This is a genomic window from Marichromatium sp. AB31 (genome assembly GCF_003718685.1).
GTDB lineage: Bacteria > Pseudomonadota > Gammaproteobacteria > Chromatiales > Chromatiaceae > Marichromatium > Marichromatium gracile.
Genome location: NZ_RHFI01000025.1, coordinates 32463 through 46600 on the forward strand (window position 1 = coordinate 32463; position 14138 = coordinate 46600).

Sequence of the window (14138 nt, forward strand, 5' to 3'; positions counted from 1 at the left end):
CTGCCTCCACCGGTCGCAATCGTACATCCGCATTGACGTCATGGCGTTCGCTATACAGTCTATGCGGCTTGATCGTCGTCGACGCAACGTGGGTCGGCGGCAGCACAATGGAAGATCGAAACCGCCATGGTCGGCGGACGAGAGGTGGATCGAATCATGGCTCCCTGGTCGAAGGGCTTGTGTTGGAACTCGGGCGGTATCAGCGATGCCGGTCGGGTGCGGCGGGACAATCAGGACGCCTATCTGGATCGTCCGGAGCTGGGGCTCTGGGCGGTGGCCGATGGCATGGGCGGGCATCGCGACGGCGCCGAGGCGAGCCGGCTGATCGTCAGTCGGTTGGGACGGCTGGAGCGCGCACTCGAGCTGGAGTCGGGGCTGGAGACGCTGGAGCGGACGCTGCGTGCGGTCAACCGCGAGCTGGTGGTGAGCGCCGAGGGCGTGCTCGAGGCGCTCTGCGGCAGCACGGTCGCGGCCTTGCTCGCCGTTGGTGATCGCGCTGCGCTGTGCTGGGCCGGCGACAGCCGTATCTATCGGTTGCGCGCCGGCGTGCTCGAGCAGCTCAGCCGCGATCACTCCCAGGTCCAGGCGCTGGTCGATATGGGGCTGCTCTCCCCCGAGGAGGCCGAGCTGCACCCGCTCTCGAGCGTGCTGGTGCGCGCCGTCGGCGCCGACGCCCGGCTCGAGTTCGAGCGGCGTACCGAGTCGCTGCGCGCGGGCGATCGATACCTATTGTGCAGCGATGGGCTGAATCGCGACCTCGCCGGCGACGAGATCGCCCGTATCCTCTCCCAGATCCACCCCGCGGAGGTCGCCGCTCAGGCGCTGGTACGGGCCGCCTGCGAGGCCGGTGGCAACGACAACGTCACCGCGGTGGTGGTCGACTTCACGGCCTGAGCGCGTCGCGGGCGGCGCGCGCGGCCCGGCGTCGGGCGCGGAAGAAGTCACGCAACAGCTCGCCGCAGTCCGCGGCGAGCACCCCGCCGCGACACTCGGTGCGATGGTTGAAGCGCGCATCCGAGGGCAGCAGGTCGAAGACGCTGCCGCAGGCCCCGGCCTTGGGGTCGGTCGCGCCATAGACCACCGCGCCGACACGGGCATGGACGATGGCCCCGGCGCACATCACGCAGGGCTCGAGGGTGACATAGAGCCTGGTCTCGGGCAGGCGATAATTGGCGAGCCGGCGTCCGGCGTCGCGCAGCGCCTGGATCTCGGCGTGGGCGCTGGGGTCATTGTCGGCGATCGGGCGGTTCCAGCCCTCGCCGATGCACTGCCCGTCGCGCACCAGCACCGCGCCGACCGGGACCTCGCCCTGTTGCGCCGCGCGCTCGGCCAGGCGCAGCGCGTGGCGCATCCAGAATTCATCGGGGCTGTCGACGGCAGGCTCCACTCGGGGGTCTCCTGTGGTGAGGATGCGCGGGCGCGGAAAAGGGATCGATGCTAGTCGCCGCCCGGGCACGGGGCAAGGCGGGCACCTTCGGAGGGAAGATGAGACGACGACTCACCGAGCACGACAACTTCGGCTATCTCACCGTCGCCCTGGTGGTGCTGCTGTTCGGTACCGCGCTGGCCGACGAGCTCGGTCTGCGGCTCGGTCAGCTGCTGGTGCAGCTGGCGATCGTCGCCGCGCTGGCGCTCGGGGTCTGGGGGATGAACCGGCGCACCCACTGGTTCCGCACCCGGCTGGGGCTGATCCTCGCCAGCCTGGTGGTGATCCTGCTCGGGCGCTGGCTGGAGACGGCGGTGGTGTGGCTGCTGATCCTGCTCGGCTATCTCATCCTCACCAGCTGGCTGGCGATGGAGCAGGTGCTGCGCGGCGATTCGGTCGACTGGAACAAGATCGTCGGTGCGGTCTGCGTCTATCTGCTGATGGGGCTGGTCTGGGCGACGCTCTACATGTTGATCGCACTGCTCGAGCCGAGCGCCTTCGCCGGTCTACGCCCCGGTCCCTGGTACCAGGGCTTTCCCGAGCTGGTCTATTTCAGCTTCATCACCCTCACCACGGTCGGTTACGGCGACATCGTGCCGGTGTCCTCGCTGGCGCGCTTCTTCGCCTTCATCGAGGCGGTGGTGGGGCAGTTCTATCTCGCCATCCTGGTGGCCAGCCTGGTCGGTATCCGCCTCGCCGACTGGCGCGGCAACGGCGACTGAGCGGGTCCGCTCAGGGCCGCGAGTCGTCGGGGACCGGGCCGGCGACGCTCGCCGTGGCATGTCGCACCTCCGCCGGCGAGACCCGAAAGTGACGCTTGAACTCGCGGCTGAACTGCGAGGCGCTCTGGTAGCCGACCCGGGTGGCGGCGACGCTCGCGCGTACCCCCTGGGCGGCGATCAGCGCCCGGGCGCGGTCGAGGCGGATGCGCTTGAGATAGCGCAGCGGGGTCTCGCCGGTGACCTGCTTGAAGGCGCGATGGAAGGTCGAAGCGCCCATGTGCGCCTCGGTGGCCAGCGATTCGACGCTCAGCGCCTTGGCATAGTCACGATGGATGCGCGCCAGTGCCCGAGCGATGCGTGCATCGGCATCCTGGTGCTGGGTGAGCGCACACAGCGCCGGACCATGAGGGCCGAGGAGGGCGCGGTAGTGCAGCTCGCGCACCAGCGCCCGGCCCAGCACCTGCGACTCCAGCGGCGAGTCGAGCGCGTGCAGCAGTCGAGCTGTGGTGGCGATCATCTCGGCATCGAGCGCCACCGGCGCGAGTCCGCGCGGCAGTCCGGCGGTCTGCGGCCGCTGCGGCGCGAGTCCGCCGCAGACCAGTGCGACCAACTCGTGGAGCAGGGTCCAGTCGATGGCGACGAACAACCCGAGCAGGGGATCGCTCGGACTGGCGTGGGTCTCGCATTCGAGCGGCAAGGGTACGCTGACGATCAGATAGTGATTGGGGTCGTAGCCGAAGCGGGTGCGCCCGAGATAGACGGTCTTGTGGCCGCCGGCGATGATCACGATCCCGGGCTCGTAGATCATCGGGGTGCGAGCCGCAGAGGCGTCGGTCCAGAACACGCGGACCCCGGGGATCTCGGTGTCGAAGGTGCCACTGCGCGCACGTGCCTGGTGTGCGGCGCGCAGCCGCGCGAGCGGTTGCTGAAGTCCTGGCGGCATGCTGGTGTCGTATTGTGTGATGGCCTGGAAGCAGGATCTTATCCTTTATCGGGCATGATTTGTGGACGATCCGCCCGGATTGAGCAGGATCAGGCAAGTAATCGGCAGGATCGACGGTTCAGGCCGCGATAGTCGCGGGGTAGGCTGATAGGGTCACGGGCAACGCATGCCCCTTGTACCGAATCCACAGGAGTCACGATGGACAACTTCGTCTACGAGAACCCAACCCGTATCCACTTCGGCAGCGGCCAGATCGCCGCGCTGGCCGAGGCCATCCCCACTGGGGCGCGGGTGCTGATGCTCTATGGCGGTGGCTCGATCAAATCCAATGGGGTCTATGATCAGGTGGCAGCGGCGCTCGCCGGCTTCGACTGGGAAGCCTTCGGCGGCATCGAGCCCAACCCGCGCTACGACACGCTGATGCGCGCGGTCGAGCGGGTGCGCGCCGGTGGCTTCGACTATCTGCTCGCCGTCGGCGGCGGCTCGGTGATCGATGGCACCAAGTTCGTCGCCGCCGCCGCGTGCCATCCGGGCGACGATCCCTGGGCGATCCTCGCCGAGCAGGCGCCGGTGCGCGAGGCGCTGCCGCTGGGTTGCGTGCTCACCCTCCCGGCGACCGGCTCGGAGACCAATATCAACGCGGTGGTGACCCGGGCGGAGCGCAAGCTCGCCTTCTACAGCCCGCTGGTGCGCCCGCGTTTTGCCATCCTCGACCCCGCCACCACCCTCAGCCTGGCGCCGCGCCAGATCGCCAACGGGGTGGTCGACGCCTTCGTCCACGTCATCGAGCAGTACCTCACCTATCCCGCCGATGCCCGGGTGCAGGATCGCTTCGCCGAGGGCTTGCTGCTGACCCTGATCGAGACCGGCCCCAAGGCGCTCGACGACCCCAATGATCTGGCGCTGCGCGCCGACATCATGTGGGCCGCCTCGCTCGCGCTCAATGGCCTGATCGGCTGTGGCGTGCCGCAGGACTGGGCCACCCACCGCATCGGTCACGAGCTGACCGCGCACTTCGGCATCGACCACGGGCGCAGCCTGACCATCGTGCTCCCTGCGCTGATGCAGGCCCGCCGCACGGCCAAGCGCGACAAGCTGCTGCAGTACGCAGAGCGGGTCTTCGGGATCGACCAGGGCGAGCCGGAGGCGCGTATCGATCAGGCGATCGCGCAAACCCGAGCGTTCTTCCAGCGCATGGGTGTCGAGACCTCGCTCGCCGACGCCGGGCTCGACGCCACCGCGATCGACACCCTGGTCGCCGGCCTGGAGGACAACCACCTGCTGCCGCTCGGTGAGCGCGGCGACATCGGTTCGGCCGAGGTGCGGGCGATCCTCGAGGGCGCGCTGCGCTGAGCGTTGGCGGCGTACGCGTTCGGCAGGGATGCCGGCGCGGTCTCCACTCAGGCGGTCGAGGACGACACCCGGGCAAGCCATAGCCCCGCGGATCGCGATGCTCACGTCGATGTGCTCGGGGGAAAGCTCACGCGTCCAGGATCCAGCTTACCTTGCGTTGTGTGATGGCTACATAGAGCGCCTCGAGTCATTGCTCCAAACCCTCCCCGTAGGCCCGCCAGTGGGTGCCATCGACTCCGGTTGCCGCCTGACGGTTGAGCGCCAGATAGGCGTCGTGGAGTCGGGCTCGGCTGAGGTGGTGCATCAGGTTGGTGAATTGCAGCGTGCGGTCCCGTTGTGCTGCTCTACGTACCCTGTCGCAGCCACGCTTCGCTTGCCCCGGGCACTGGGTCCCGGTCACGGATGGGTGCGCAGGAATTCCTCTTCGCCAGGGTCCTTCGCTCCACGGGCTCCGCCTCGGCGCGGCTTGTGCGCCGACTGCTGTCGTCGTCGAGTTGTTCGTCCGCTTCTTCACTACTATGACCCTGTCCGACTCTTTGGCCACTGCGGCTGACGTGTCGGTTCTTCACCTTCCGCCGGGCCGTGCCCCTTTCTCGGGCCGTGACCAAGGCCTCCCGGGTTCCGCGCAAGAGACATCCGCACATGCTTCGGGTCTTCGACTCCGGGGAACCGATCGGCCACTTGCGCTGACGCGACCGCTCGTCTTGCCTTCCCGCTCACCCAACGCGGTCAGTGTTCCCAACCTTGATTTCGGAGCTCCATACCGAGCCTATGCATGCCCCTGTCAACGCTTAACCGCTGCCCTCGCGGACAGACCGGCCCATGACTCGGGGTCCCGGCGGTTCGCTACACCTTTCCGGGGAGAGGGCTTTCACCTCCAATCTCTTGCCGGCTTTTCCCGGCGCTCTGGGGGTCACTTTAATCCATCGCCTTTAATCGCGATTTCAGCACTCACTCGGACTATTGTTGGTTCTGCTGGGATGTTGATAATCTTGGGCTCGGTTCGTAACTAGCAGGAAGGCGTATGGCACCGGTTCAGACAATCGAACTCACCTTTGTCACCTCAAACGAGGCCGAAGCGAAGGTGCTCGAAGCGTTGCTGAAGAAGCTTGCGGCGCAGGGAGGCGATGTCGAGGTGGATGACGTCTTCCTGGACTCCACAAACGCGTTGGTCACACGTGAGCAGGTAGTGACCGCAGTGTTGACGTTCTCCTTGAACGTTGCCGCCGGAGTTCTGGGCAACGTGGTCTACAACGCCTTCCAGGCCAGTCCATCTGCTCAGTGCGTGGCTAACGAGACCCCCTTGACGGCCAAAGACGCGCAGGACAAGGCGGCCCTTGAGGTCAAGCTTCGCGCGGCGGCCGTTCCGAAGGCCAAGTAGCGGACTGCTCGATGAAGGCGGTGGACCCACGGCATGTCCATGCCGTCATCGACACCTTGACGGCGCCCAGCGCTGGGGTTGGCGCGCTTCCTCTTGGTGCGTCTGCCCTCAAAGTCCGAATCGCGCATAGCGGGCTGACACGAGAGGAGCTTTCGGCGCTCTCTGCAGCGTTCCTCGATGACCGGCGACAAGCTGCGCGGGGCATCTTGGGGGAGGCCGCCTTTCAGGCCAAGGGAGTTGAGTTCGTCTTCCTGCCGGTGCCAGGTAGCATCGCCGCGCTGTATGCGGGGGCGCAGGGCTATACCGTGGCGCTCAGCCTCGGGCTGGTGGAGGCGCTTCGGCTGAGCTGCGTCGCTGGGCAACTGCGCTCAGCGCTTGAAATGCTGAAGGCTTCGAAAAGGCTTGAGGCGGCCATGGGGGCGGAGGCTGCCGGCAAAGCGTTGCAGCTGCTCGAGCAGATGATTGCCTACCTGATCGCGAGCGCCATACTCGCGCACCTGGAAGCGCGCCGAGTCCCGAATGCGGTCGCCGCGCTCGATGCGCAGATGGTCAGGAAGGCAAATGTGGTGGTCGAGGCGGCGCTGATGTTTGTGCTGTTGCACGAGCTGGGTCATGTTGAGTACCAGCGTGCGCAGTCCAGGTCGACGACCACGTGGGAGTTCGCAGTGGCCGAAGAGCTTGATGCGCGCCAGGAGGAGGAGCTATTCGCGGACAAGTATGCGCTTGACCAAGTCCCTGCTGGGTTTCGTCTGCCGATGGTCCATGCGGCGGCGTTTGTGCTGCATCTGTACACGTACATCGACGTGCTGCGAACCGGCGAATCTCGCACGCATCCCTTGGCGGTCAACCGTTTGGCAGCCATGCGAGCGCAGGTCGGCAGCCTGCAGGTCGGCGAGGTTGGCGACGCTGCAACTCGCAACGCCATTGAGGTGGGGCAGACGCTGCAAGCTCAAGATCCTCTGAGTCTGGCCGGTGGTCAGGGATTGGCCGCGATTGAGAAGTTCGTGGCCACCTGTGACGAGGTCGACTGGAGGCCAGCCCAAGAAGCTCTGCAGTTCTTTTCGGCTTAAGGGGTGCTGCTGTGTTCGCTCCGGAAACCGTAGCGCGAGAGGGAAGTCCGTTCGCCCCCGTCTTCGGCGGGTTGATGAGCAATGTCGCGCGAACAGCGCTGCTCAAGTGCGGATTCATGTCCTTTGCCGCGTCGCCACGAGGAGGACGTGGCCGAGTACGTGAAGCAGGCGAGCGCCTGCCCCTGCCCAGGTCCGAAAGCTCATGGACCAGCAAGAGAGGATGCTCTACGAGCTGTGGATGGCGGCCCTTCGCAACGATACCTCGGCTGATGAGCTCCCGATAGTTGCGTAGGCGCCGGTGACGGTGGGTAAATGGGTGTCCCTTAATTTGACGATCCTCGAGGGCGTGCTGCGCTGAGCGTTGGCGTCTTACTCGTCCGGCAGGGACGCCCCTCAAGTGCTCGAGAATCACACCCGAACACGCCGCAACCCTCGCCAGATCGCAACACTCTCGCTGATCCAAAATCCTTGAGCGGGAAACCGGTGTGCTTGACGAAACGCTCGGACGCGATGTCGAGACGGCGGCATCAGGCAGGCGCCTAACTGTACGTGCGCGCCCTTTCTCCCGGTGCCAGACAATCGCTGCAACGCTCCTGTTAGTATGGCTGCTGTTCGAGAGCCGCACCGCTGGCGCATGGCCGGTTCGCGGCGGACGAGACAGGCGTGCGAGGAGTATCCGCCATGAAGAGCGTAGGGCGTCAATCACCGCTGATCTTGATCGCCTTGAGCGTGTTGTTGTCGCTCATGACGCCTGCAGAGGGCGGGGCCGACGAGCCGTCGGGCGAGCGCGAACTCGTCATCGCCACGCGCGATGCGCCGCCCTTCGCCATCAAGCGGGAGAAGGGCTGGGATGGCATCACCATCGAGCTGATCCGGCGTATCGCCGACGAGGAAGGGTTCCGGGTCCAGTTCAAGGAAATGGGACTCGATGAGATGTTGGATGCGGTCTCCGCTGGAGAGGTGGATGCGGCCGCCGCCGCCCTGACCATCACCGCCGAGCGCGAGCAGCGGGTCGACTTCACCCATCCCTTCTTCACCTCCGGGCTCGGGGTGGCGGTCCCGCAGCGCCCCGAGCTGACCTGGTTCTCCGCGCTCAGGCGCGTGGCCTCGGGTGCCTTTTTGCAGTCCTTGGCAGCCTTGCTGGGTGTCCTCACCTTACTCGGCGCCCTGGTCTGGCTCGCCGAGCGTCGCCACAACGAACAGTTCTCCGGCAAGCCGGCCAAGGGGATCGGCTCGGGCATCTGGTGGTCCGCCGTCACCATGACCACCGTCGGCTATGGCGACAAGGCCCCCGTGACCTTCGCCGGGCGGCTGATCGGGCTGGTCTGGATGTTCACCAGTGTGGTGGTCGTCTCCAGCTTCACGGCGGCCATTGCAAGCTCGCTGACCGTGGGCGAGCTGGGTCAGAACGTGAGCGGGCTCAGCGACCTCTACGGCAAGCGGGTGGTGACGGCCGAGGACAGCACCAGCGCCCGTTTCCTCGACCAGAAGCTGGTGCGCTACAGGTCGGTCGCGGATGTCTCCGAGGCACTGGAGGCGCTCGCCGCCGGGCGGGCCGATGCCGTCGTCTATGACCTGCCTATCCTGAGACACCTGGTCAGCTCGGAGCATGCCGGTGAACTCCGTGTGCTGCCGGGCATTCTGCTGCGGCAGGATTACGGCATCGCGCTTCCGCCGGAGACCGAGCTACGCGAGCCCGTCAATCGATGGATTCTGCGCATGATCCAGAGTCCGGAATGGACGCCCATGATCGAGGGCTACCTCGGTCACGCGGGCTGAACGGGCGCGTTCCCCGTCGAGTGATGCCGAGGCCTTGAGCGGAAGATGGTCCGCTGCGAGTCTCCCCTGAGACGCTGGTGTGACCTCCCTTCAGGCGGCCGAGAACAACAGTCGGGCGCGCCGCAATCCCCGCAGATAACGACACTCGCGCCGTGCCGCGAGCGCCGTCAGCCGCTGCGGTGCGCCGATCGCCGACCCGAACCCCTTGAGCAGGAAACCCGCGTGCTCGACGAAGCGCTCCGGCGCGATGCCGAGCCGGGTGAGGATCTCGGGCAACTCCGCCGGGATCGCCCCGCGCTTGCGTGGATGCAGGGCGCGACCGAGCGAGTCGACCAGGGTCAAATAGCCGTCGAAGGTGAAGGGGATCGTTGCCGGGAGCTCGGCGGGGTTGCCGAAGGGCAGTAGTGGGGCAGGGGGCAGGCGGTTCAGAGTGGTCTCCCAGAGGGTGGTGCTGCGGGCGTCCGGTGAGGTGTCGTTCTCGGGTTCGGGCGGTGTGGGTGCGTGACTGGCTGGTGTCTTGCGCTGGTGGAGAATCGGTCGTTGCGAATCGGGAGAGACCTCTGGTGGTGTCTCCGGCCCGACATCCGGGCGGTACGCCACGTCGAGATGCTGCCCGGTCGCCTTACCCTCATCGCCCGCCCGCAAGTCGGCGATCCGTGCCGCAATCCCGGTATGCGCACTCTCCTCCGGCGTCTCCGCGATCCCTGCCCGAATCGGGTTGAGATCGACATAGGCCATCACCGCCAACAACGCCGTCTCGTCGAGGATCGCCTGCGAACGGAAGCGTCCCTCCCAGAACCGTCCCCGAACCCCATCCTCCCGATTCGCTGCCCGCGCGATCGACTCGTTCAACACCCGCATGAACCACGAGAGATCCGCCAACCGCGCCCGATAGGTCGCGATCAACCCTGCGACCCCATCCAGCTCCGCCTCGGTCATCCCCGCCCGCGTCGACGGCGACAGAAACCGCTCCACCACCATCGGCCCCCGGAACAGACACCGCCAGCGCCGCAGCACCTCGGTATCCGACCACCCCGCCGCCCGATCGGCATCCACCCGCACCACCAGATGCACGTGATTGCTCATCACCGCATAGGCCGCGACATCGATCGCGAACACCCCCGCGAGCTGGCGCAACCGCAACTCCACCCAGCCGCGCCGATGCTCGAAACTCCGCCCTGTCAGCTGATCGAAGCCGCAGAGATACGCCCGGCGCACGCACCGTGTGACGACGTGATACCAAGGCGTATCGGACAAGGAGACGAGCGCGGCGCGGGGACGAGTCATGGGGCATCTCCGCTGGAGGTGTTGGGAGAAGCGTAGGAGAGCGCCTTGGGAGCGTCAACGGTAAGTGGGTGTCCCTTTATTACGCTCCATAGGCCCTCGGAACAGACACCGCCAGCGCCGCAGCACCTCGGTATCCGACCACCCCGCCGCCCGATTGGCATCGACCCGCACCACCAGATGCACGTGATTGCTCATCACCGCATAGGCCGCGACATCGATCGCGAACACCCCCGCGAGCTGACGCAACCGCAGCTCCACCCAGCCGCGTCGATGCTCGAAGCTCCGCCCGGTCAACCGATCGAAGCCGCAGAGATACGCCCTGCGCACGCACCGCGTGACGACGTGATACCAGGGCGTATCGGACAAGGAGACGAGCGAGGCGCGGGGACGAGTCATGGGGCATCTCCGCTGGGGGTTGGGAAAAGCGTAGGAGAGCGCCTTGGGAGCGTCAACGATAAGTGGGTGTCCTTTTCTTCGTTTGCGGCAGCAAAAGTGGGCAGCGGGTCAAACGTCCCCTGCAGCGATTTGTTCGGCGTCATATGCGCCAGACTTTCTGGAAGGCCTCCAACGCAAGGGACTCTGTGCGTTTCTCTACAAGCTCAGGTGTCCAATCCGCCGCCTGAGTCATCTCATCTGGCAGCGGATACTTGGCATCGATAAGTATCTTTTTCTTTTCACTGAAAGGCTTGTCCTTAAGCTTTTCATTTAGCGCTGACGGCACCAGGAGCAGATTGCCCATCTGCCCGACAATTTCTTCACCGTAGGTGCCATCATCAATATTTGCTTGCGGGATTACATGCTCAATGGTCAGATCATCCCAGTTGCCCGGAAGCGCCAACTGATCATATTTGGCGATCTTCACCAGAACATACTTGACCAGTGCTCGCTGCTTCGAAAGCGTGTTGGTGTACAGAAGCTCTGGGAACAGCGCGACAAATTCACTTTCCGATGGAATCCTATCAGAAAGCTTATCCTTTAAATCCTTGATGATATCCGCAGCTTCCTGACTATCTTTTGCTGAAAATAGACGACGACCAAGTGCGGCGTACATGCCTGAAATTCCACCGGACGATCGCTGCGAAGTGATAGCTGTAAACTGGAAATGGAAGTTCTCAATGGTGCAGAGCGCTGCTTCTAGGGCCTTCTTCTTTATGATCTTCTTTCGGTAAGCCCGGACTAAGCTGAGGGTGCAAGGTACCTGCTGCCTTACGCGGAAAAGCATCAGGGCGCGCAGTGCCTCTGAGATTTCAGATTCTTGTTTTGTCCAGTTGCCGAAGTCGACGTCGTGAAGCGATCGGTAGTACGCCGCGTCCTCTAGCATCCTTGTCAATTCTGACTTGGCGTTTGACTTCTTGACATGTTTCTTGAAGCTCTTGAAAAGAGCTTTGGCCGTGATGTATTCATACTTCGACAGCCAGTAATGATGGATGAAGGCATCTGTGGATAGGTCGATTTTCGATCCTTCTACGGTTTCCCTTAGCTTTTGCCACTGATCTTTCGCGTGGTCTAGGCCTTTGTTCTTTTCCTTGATCATCCTGGTGAAGTGATTCTTCACTAGGTCAGCTAGTCCAAGGTCCTTGCCGCGCGTATTTAATGTTTCGAAGATCACATAGGCATCATCTTCGTCCTCAAGACGGACGAAAATCACTTTCAGACTCAGGAGTGTGTCGCGAATCTGAGTGAGTGCTTCCTTGACCAGCTTCGGCAAATCTTCATCGGAGTTTCTTGGGTCAGAGGAAATCGAATCGACTGTGGCGGCTACAAGTTCCTTGAACTGGCTATGCGCAGCAGCTAAGCGCCTTTCCTCACGATGAACTTTTGCGTCTAACTCCGGCTCACCATGCTTTTGAATATGGTCTTGAAAGTAGGGGTATGAAGTCTGCGTTTGGAGCACAAACTCCATTTCATTGTCGATGTTTTTTCGCTCAATGAGCTGGTGAAGGCCGTCGGCAAGCGGTTCGAAACCTTCTGTCTTGAGTGCATCTCGAAGGACGCAAAGAAGAATGGTAATTGTGGTCAGCCGTTGCTGCCCGTCAACAACACCGAATCGTCGATCTGCAATTCGGTAGACCACCATTGAGCCGATGAAGTAATCCGATGGCTTGTTTCGAACTATGTCATCCCAGAATTCACTAATGTTTTCTTGATCCCAGGAGTAAGGCCTTTGAAATCGGGGGATGACAAAGTAGCCAGAGTTGAATAGGTCGGTGATCGTTTGATCTGAGGATTCGATTTTCATGGCACTATCGTATCAGTGACGCCGAACGCCGCATTCAGCGGCTTGTCCGCTGCAATGCTTTGTTACAGCTCATTGCCGATTCTTTTCTGCCATTCCAGACCGAAAACTGGTTGCCGACGCATACTCTTGCAGAAGCCGTCCAATCCTGGATATATATTCGAAGAGTTTATGTTCATTTTGTTCAACTTTCTAATTCCCTCAAATCTATGCTTGGCCGGTATTATAATTTTAATTACATCAGCATCTTGAATATCGTAGTCATTCAAAATTTTTCCATGGCTTATGTCAAGCGTGTTTGTCGCAACGAATAGGCCTTGCTGAGATAATAACCGCTGGTTGGAAAACGTAGGCTCAAATGCGAAAAGACATGGGTCATCTTTTCCATTTATAGGGTCAAGTATTCTTGAATATACTTCGAGCCTATTCTTCCCGAAATATTCATCATCATCATTTCGAATGGCATCATGATTGATACAATAGACAGCAGCATCATCCTCGCCGGACTCTAAGGCAAAGAACAATGCCACATAGGGAGAAAATGAAAAGTCTAACAGTCTGGTTGGAGCCCCATGATGTTGCATCAAGGACAGCCAACTTAGGAGATCTTCAGGTTGTGGGAGATGATCTAGGTACAAATGAGCATTACATTTGAAACGGTCTATCATTGCCTTTTCATGTTCAATCCGGTTAAGACTCTTCTCTTTTCCGCTTTTCAGTTTATGTATTGACTGAGCTTCTTCAAATGCGCGATGCAATGAACTCTCAAGAGCCCAGTCAGCAGAAGACTGTCCTCTAAAAATCCACTTGCGAAAGTGCTTTCTACCGACGATTCGATCAAAATCACTCCAGCTGGTTATCGTTTTATTTTGCATCAGACTTCCTAGCTGTAACGTATTAGCTGTGCGGCGCTAACGAAGCGCAGCGTAGTTTGCGTCCGAACGAGCGCCTTGTTAGGGCAAACATATTATAACTATTCCTCCAGTCCTCTAATTGCTTCGACTGCTTGTTTCGTGCTTTTGTCTAGTTGAACATTTTCTACTACTTTAGAAACTAGTTCGCGATAGCGCAGCTTGGCTTCTAGTTTTGAAATATTTCCTTTTGCTTCTTGATTTTCAATAAATTTTATAGCTTCTTCAATTTCTGGGTTGATTTTGTGCTGATTCTTAAAGTGCTTAACATTAAATCCAAAGACCCCCAAAGCCATATAGTGAAGAATATTTAATGCCGATAATTTAATGAATTCTATTGATTGCAAAAAAGGTGTAAATAAGCTTGTAATGGCATGCAGAACAATACCGAAAACAACACCCATGCTTGTGCCGACCGGGTTTCTAACAAATAAAATATCAGTTGAAATCTTTATAATCGCAGATGCTTTATCCTTCCATTCATTCATTGATATGCGCCTCCATATACAATTACTTCTTTCTTTGTACTTTCCTCTGCGTTCTGAAATAATTTCTTTTTACCATCACCATCTGTGAAATCATTCTTATTGGAATGGTCTTCTATATATCTAATTATTTCTCTAGCCTCATATGGTGTGCCGCCATAATAACCTTTGCGAATTCTATATTCGGTGATTTTTTGATTAATTGAGAGTGCGCCAATCAGAAAAATTAGGCCGGTTATTAGATATACATTAATATTTACAACGCTAAATACAGACATACTTAAATGAATTAGCAATGCAATTAACAGATAAATGTAGCTTTTCGTATCTTGTTTAATCTTATTGCCTACCAACATTCCTACAATTGTGCTTCTATCGAGGGCAGTCCTATCTGTCGCAGATAAAAGATTCTGAAGTAATGAGTTTATAAGCCCAGAATTTAATGCAATACTGAATTTGATTAGATTTTTGTCTGTTGATCTAATTGTTGACTCAAAGTATGTGGATATTAATGTATAATTTTCTATCTTCTTCTCTATCTCATC

Annotated in this window: 13 protein-coding genes and 1 pseudogene; 6 read left to right on the forward strand and 8 right to left on the reverse strand. The window is 60.3% G+C overall.

Features of this window, described 5'->3' with window-relative positions:
• Nucleotides 1–156 precede the first annotated feature (156 nt).
• Nucleotides 157–894 carry a PP2C family serine/threonine-protein phosphatase gene (locus tag EBL84_RS14355; protein ID WP_123141450.1) on the forward strand — a complete coding sequence of 246 codons (738 nt, stop codon included), beginning with the start codon at nucleotides 157–159 and terminating at the stop codon, nucleotides 892–894.
• Here the strand turns inward: EBL84_RS14355 and tadA are convergent.
• Nucleotides 884–1387: a tRNA adenosine(34) deaminase TadA gene (gene tadA, locus EBL84_RS14360; protein ID WP_123141437.1), complete on the reverse strand. Its 504-nt coding sequence runs from the start codon at nucleotides 1385–1387 to the stop codon at nucleotides 884–886. The genes EBL84_RS14355 and tadA overlap by 11 nt on opposite strands.
• A 98-nt stretch (nucleotides 1388–1485) precedes the next feature.
• On the opposite strand from tadA, the gene EBL84_RS14365 reads away from it, so the two are divergent.
• The gene (locus EBL84_RS14365; RefSeq protein WP_165913433.1) at nucleotides 1486–2148 is read left to right on the forward strand and encodes a potassium channel family protein; all 663 of its coding nucleotides are present in this window, start codon (nucleotides 1486–1488) and stop codon (nucleotides 2146–2148) included.
• A gap of 10 nt (nucleotides 2149–2158) precedes the next feature.
• Here EBL84_RS14365 and EBL84_RS14370 read toward each other — a convergent pair whose 3' ends face one another.
• Complete coding sequence (locus EBL84_RS14370; protein WP_123141439.1) at nucleotides 2159–3091, reverse strand: AraC family transcriptional regulator; 933 nt, start codon at nucleotides 3089–3091, stop codon at nucleotides 2159–2161.
• Between the two features lie 198 nt (nucleotides 3092–3289).
• Here EBL84_RS14370 and EBL84_RS14375 point away from each other — a divergent pair, with 198 nt between their 5' ends.
• From EBL84_RS14375 to EBL84_RS14390, 4 genes are all read left to right on the forward strand, one after another.
• A complete protein-coding gene (locus EBL84_RS14375; protein ID WP_123141440.1) occupies nucleotides 3290–4444 on the forward strand; it encodes an iron-containing alcohol dehydrogenase in 1155 nt (384 codons plus the stop codon).
• A gap of 1024 nt (nucleotides 4445–5468) precedes the next feature.
• Nucleotides 5469–5825: a hypothetical protein gene (locus tag EBL84_RS14380; protein ID WP_123141441.1), complete on the forward strand. Its 357-nt coding sequence runs from the start codon at nucleotides 5469–5471 to the stop codon at nucleotides 5823–5825.
• Between the two features lie 11 nt (nucleotides 5826–5836).
• Complete coding sequence (locus tag EBL84_RS14385) at nucleotides 5837–6895, forward strand: hypothetical protein (protein ID WP_148040304.1); 1059 nt, start codon at nucleotides 5837–5839, stop codon at nucleotides 6893–6895.
• A 681-nt stretch (nucleotides 6896–7576) separates the two neighbouring features.
• Nucleotides 7577–8674, forward strand: coding sequence for a transporter substrate-binding domain-containing protein (locus tag EBL84_RS14390; protein ID WP_123141443.1), 1098 nt, complete (start codon nucleotides 7577–7579; stop codon nucleotides 8672–8674).
• Nucleotides 8675–8764: 90 nt separating this feature from the next.
• Here the strand turns inward: EBL84_RS14390 and EBL84_RS14395 are convergent, their stop codons facing one another.
• The 6 genes and pseudogenes from EBL84_RS14395 to EBL84_RS17115 form a co-directional block, all read right to left on the reverse strand.
• Nucleotides 8765–9961, reverse strand: a complete 1197-nt coding sequence (locus EBL84_RS14395) for a transposase (protein WP_123141445.1) — start codon at nucleotides 9959–9961, stop codon at nucleotides 8765–8767.
• A gap of 87 nt (nucleotides 9962–10048) precedes the next feature.
• Nucleotides 10049–10357 (reverse strand): annotated as a pseudogene (locus EBL84_RS14400) (transposase); the annotation flags it as partial.
• 139 nt (nucleotides 10358–10496) lie between these two features.
• Entirely contained in the window at nucleotides 10497–12200 is a 1704-nt protein-coding gene (locus tag EBL84_RS14405; protein ID WP_123141446.1) for a DUF262 domain-containing protein, read from the reverse strand.
• Between the two features lie 62 nt (nucleotides 12201–12262).
• Complete coding sequence (locus tag EBL84_RS14410; protein ID WP_123141447.1) at nucleotides 12263–13072, reverse strand: FRG domain-containing protein; 810 nt, start codon at nucleotides 13070–13072, stop codon at nucleotides 12263–12265.
• A 98-nt stretch (nucleotides 13073–13170) separates the two neighbouring features.
• Complete coding sequence (locus EBL84_RS16940) at nucleotides 13171–13596, reverse strand: hypothetical protein (protein ID WP_148040305.1); 426 nt, start codon at nucleotides 13594–13596, stop codon at nucleotides 13171–13173.
• On the reverse strand, nucleotides 13593–14138 hold a 546-nt coding region (locus EBL84_RS17115; RefSeq protein ID WP_190287978.1), incomplete at its 5' end, for a hypothetical protein. The genes EBL84_RS17115 and EBL84_RS16940, both read right to left, overlap by 4 nt.

Bases quoted from the DNA above. Each gene is read 5' to 3' on its own strand.
- EBL84_RS14395 (WP_123141445.1), bottom strand. From the start codon at position 9,961: ATGACTCGTCCCCGCGCCGCGCTCGTCTCCTTGTCCGATACGCCTTGG.
- EBL84_RS14390 (WP_123141443.1), top strand. From the start codon at position 7,577: ATGAAGAGCGTAGGGCGTCAATCACCGCTGATCTTGATCGCCTTGAGC.
- EBL84_RS14380 (WP_123141441.1), top strand. From the start codon at position 5,469: ATGGCACCGGTTCAGACAATCGAACTCACCTTTGTCACCTCAAACGAG.
- EBL84_RS14405 (WP_123141446.1), bottom strand. From the start codon at position 12,200: ATGAAAATCGAATCCTCAGATCAAACGATCACCGACCTATTCAACTCT.
- EBL84_RS14410 (WP_123141447.1), bottom strand. From the start codon at position 13,072: ATGCAAAATAAAACGATAACCAGCTGGAGTGATTTTGATCGAATCGTC.
- EBL84_RS14365 (WP_165913433.1), top strand. From the start codon at position 1,486: ATGAGACGACGACTCACCGAGCACGACAACTTCGGCTATCTCACCGTC.
- EBL84_RS14355 (WP_123141450.1), top strand. From the start codon at position 157: ATGGCTCCCTGGTCGAAGGGCTTGTGTTGGAACTCGGGCGGTATCAGC.
- EBL84_RS14375 (WP_123141440.1), top strand. From the start codon at position 3,290: ATGGACAACTTCGTCTACGAGAACCCAACCCGTATCCACTTCGGCAGC.
- EBL84_RS16940 (WP_148040305.1), bottom strand. From the start codon at position 13,596: ATGAATGAATGGAAGGATAAAGCATCTGCGATTATAAAGATTTCAACT.
- EBL84_RS14370 (WP_123141439.1), bottom strand. From the start codon at position 3,091: ATGCCGCCAGGACTTCAGCAACCGCTCGCGCGGCTGCGCGCCGCACAC.
- EBL84_RS14385 (WP_148040304.1), top strand. From the start codon at position 5,837: ATGAAGGCGGTGGACCCACGGCATGTCCATGCCGTCATCGACACCTTG.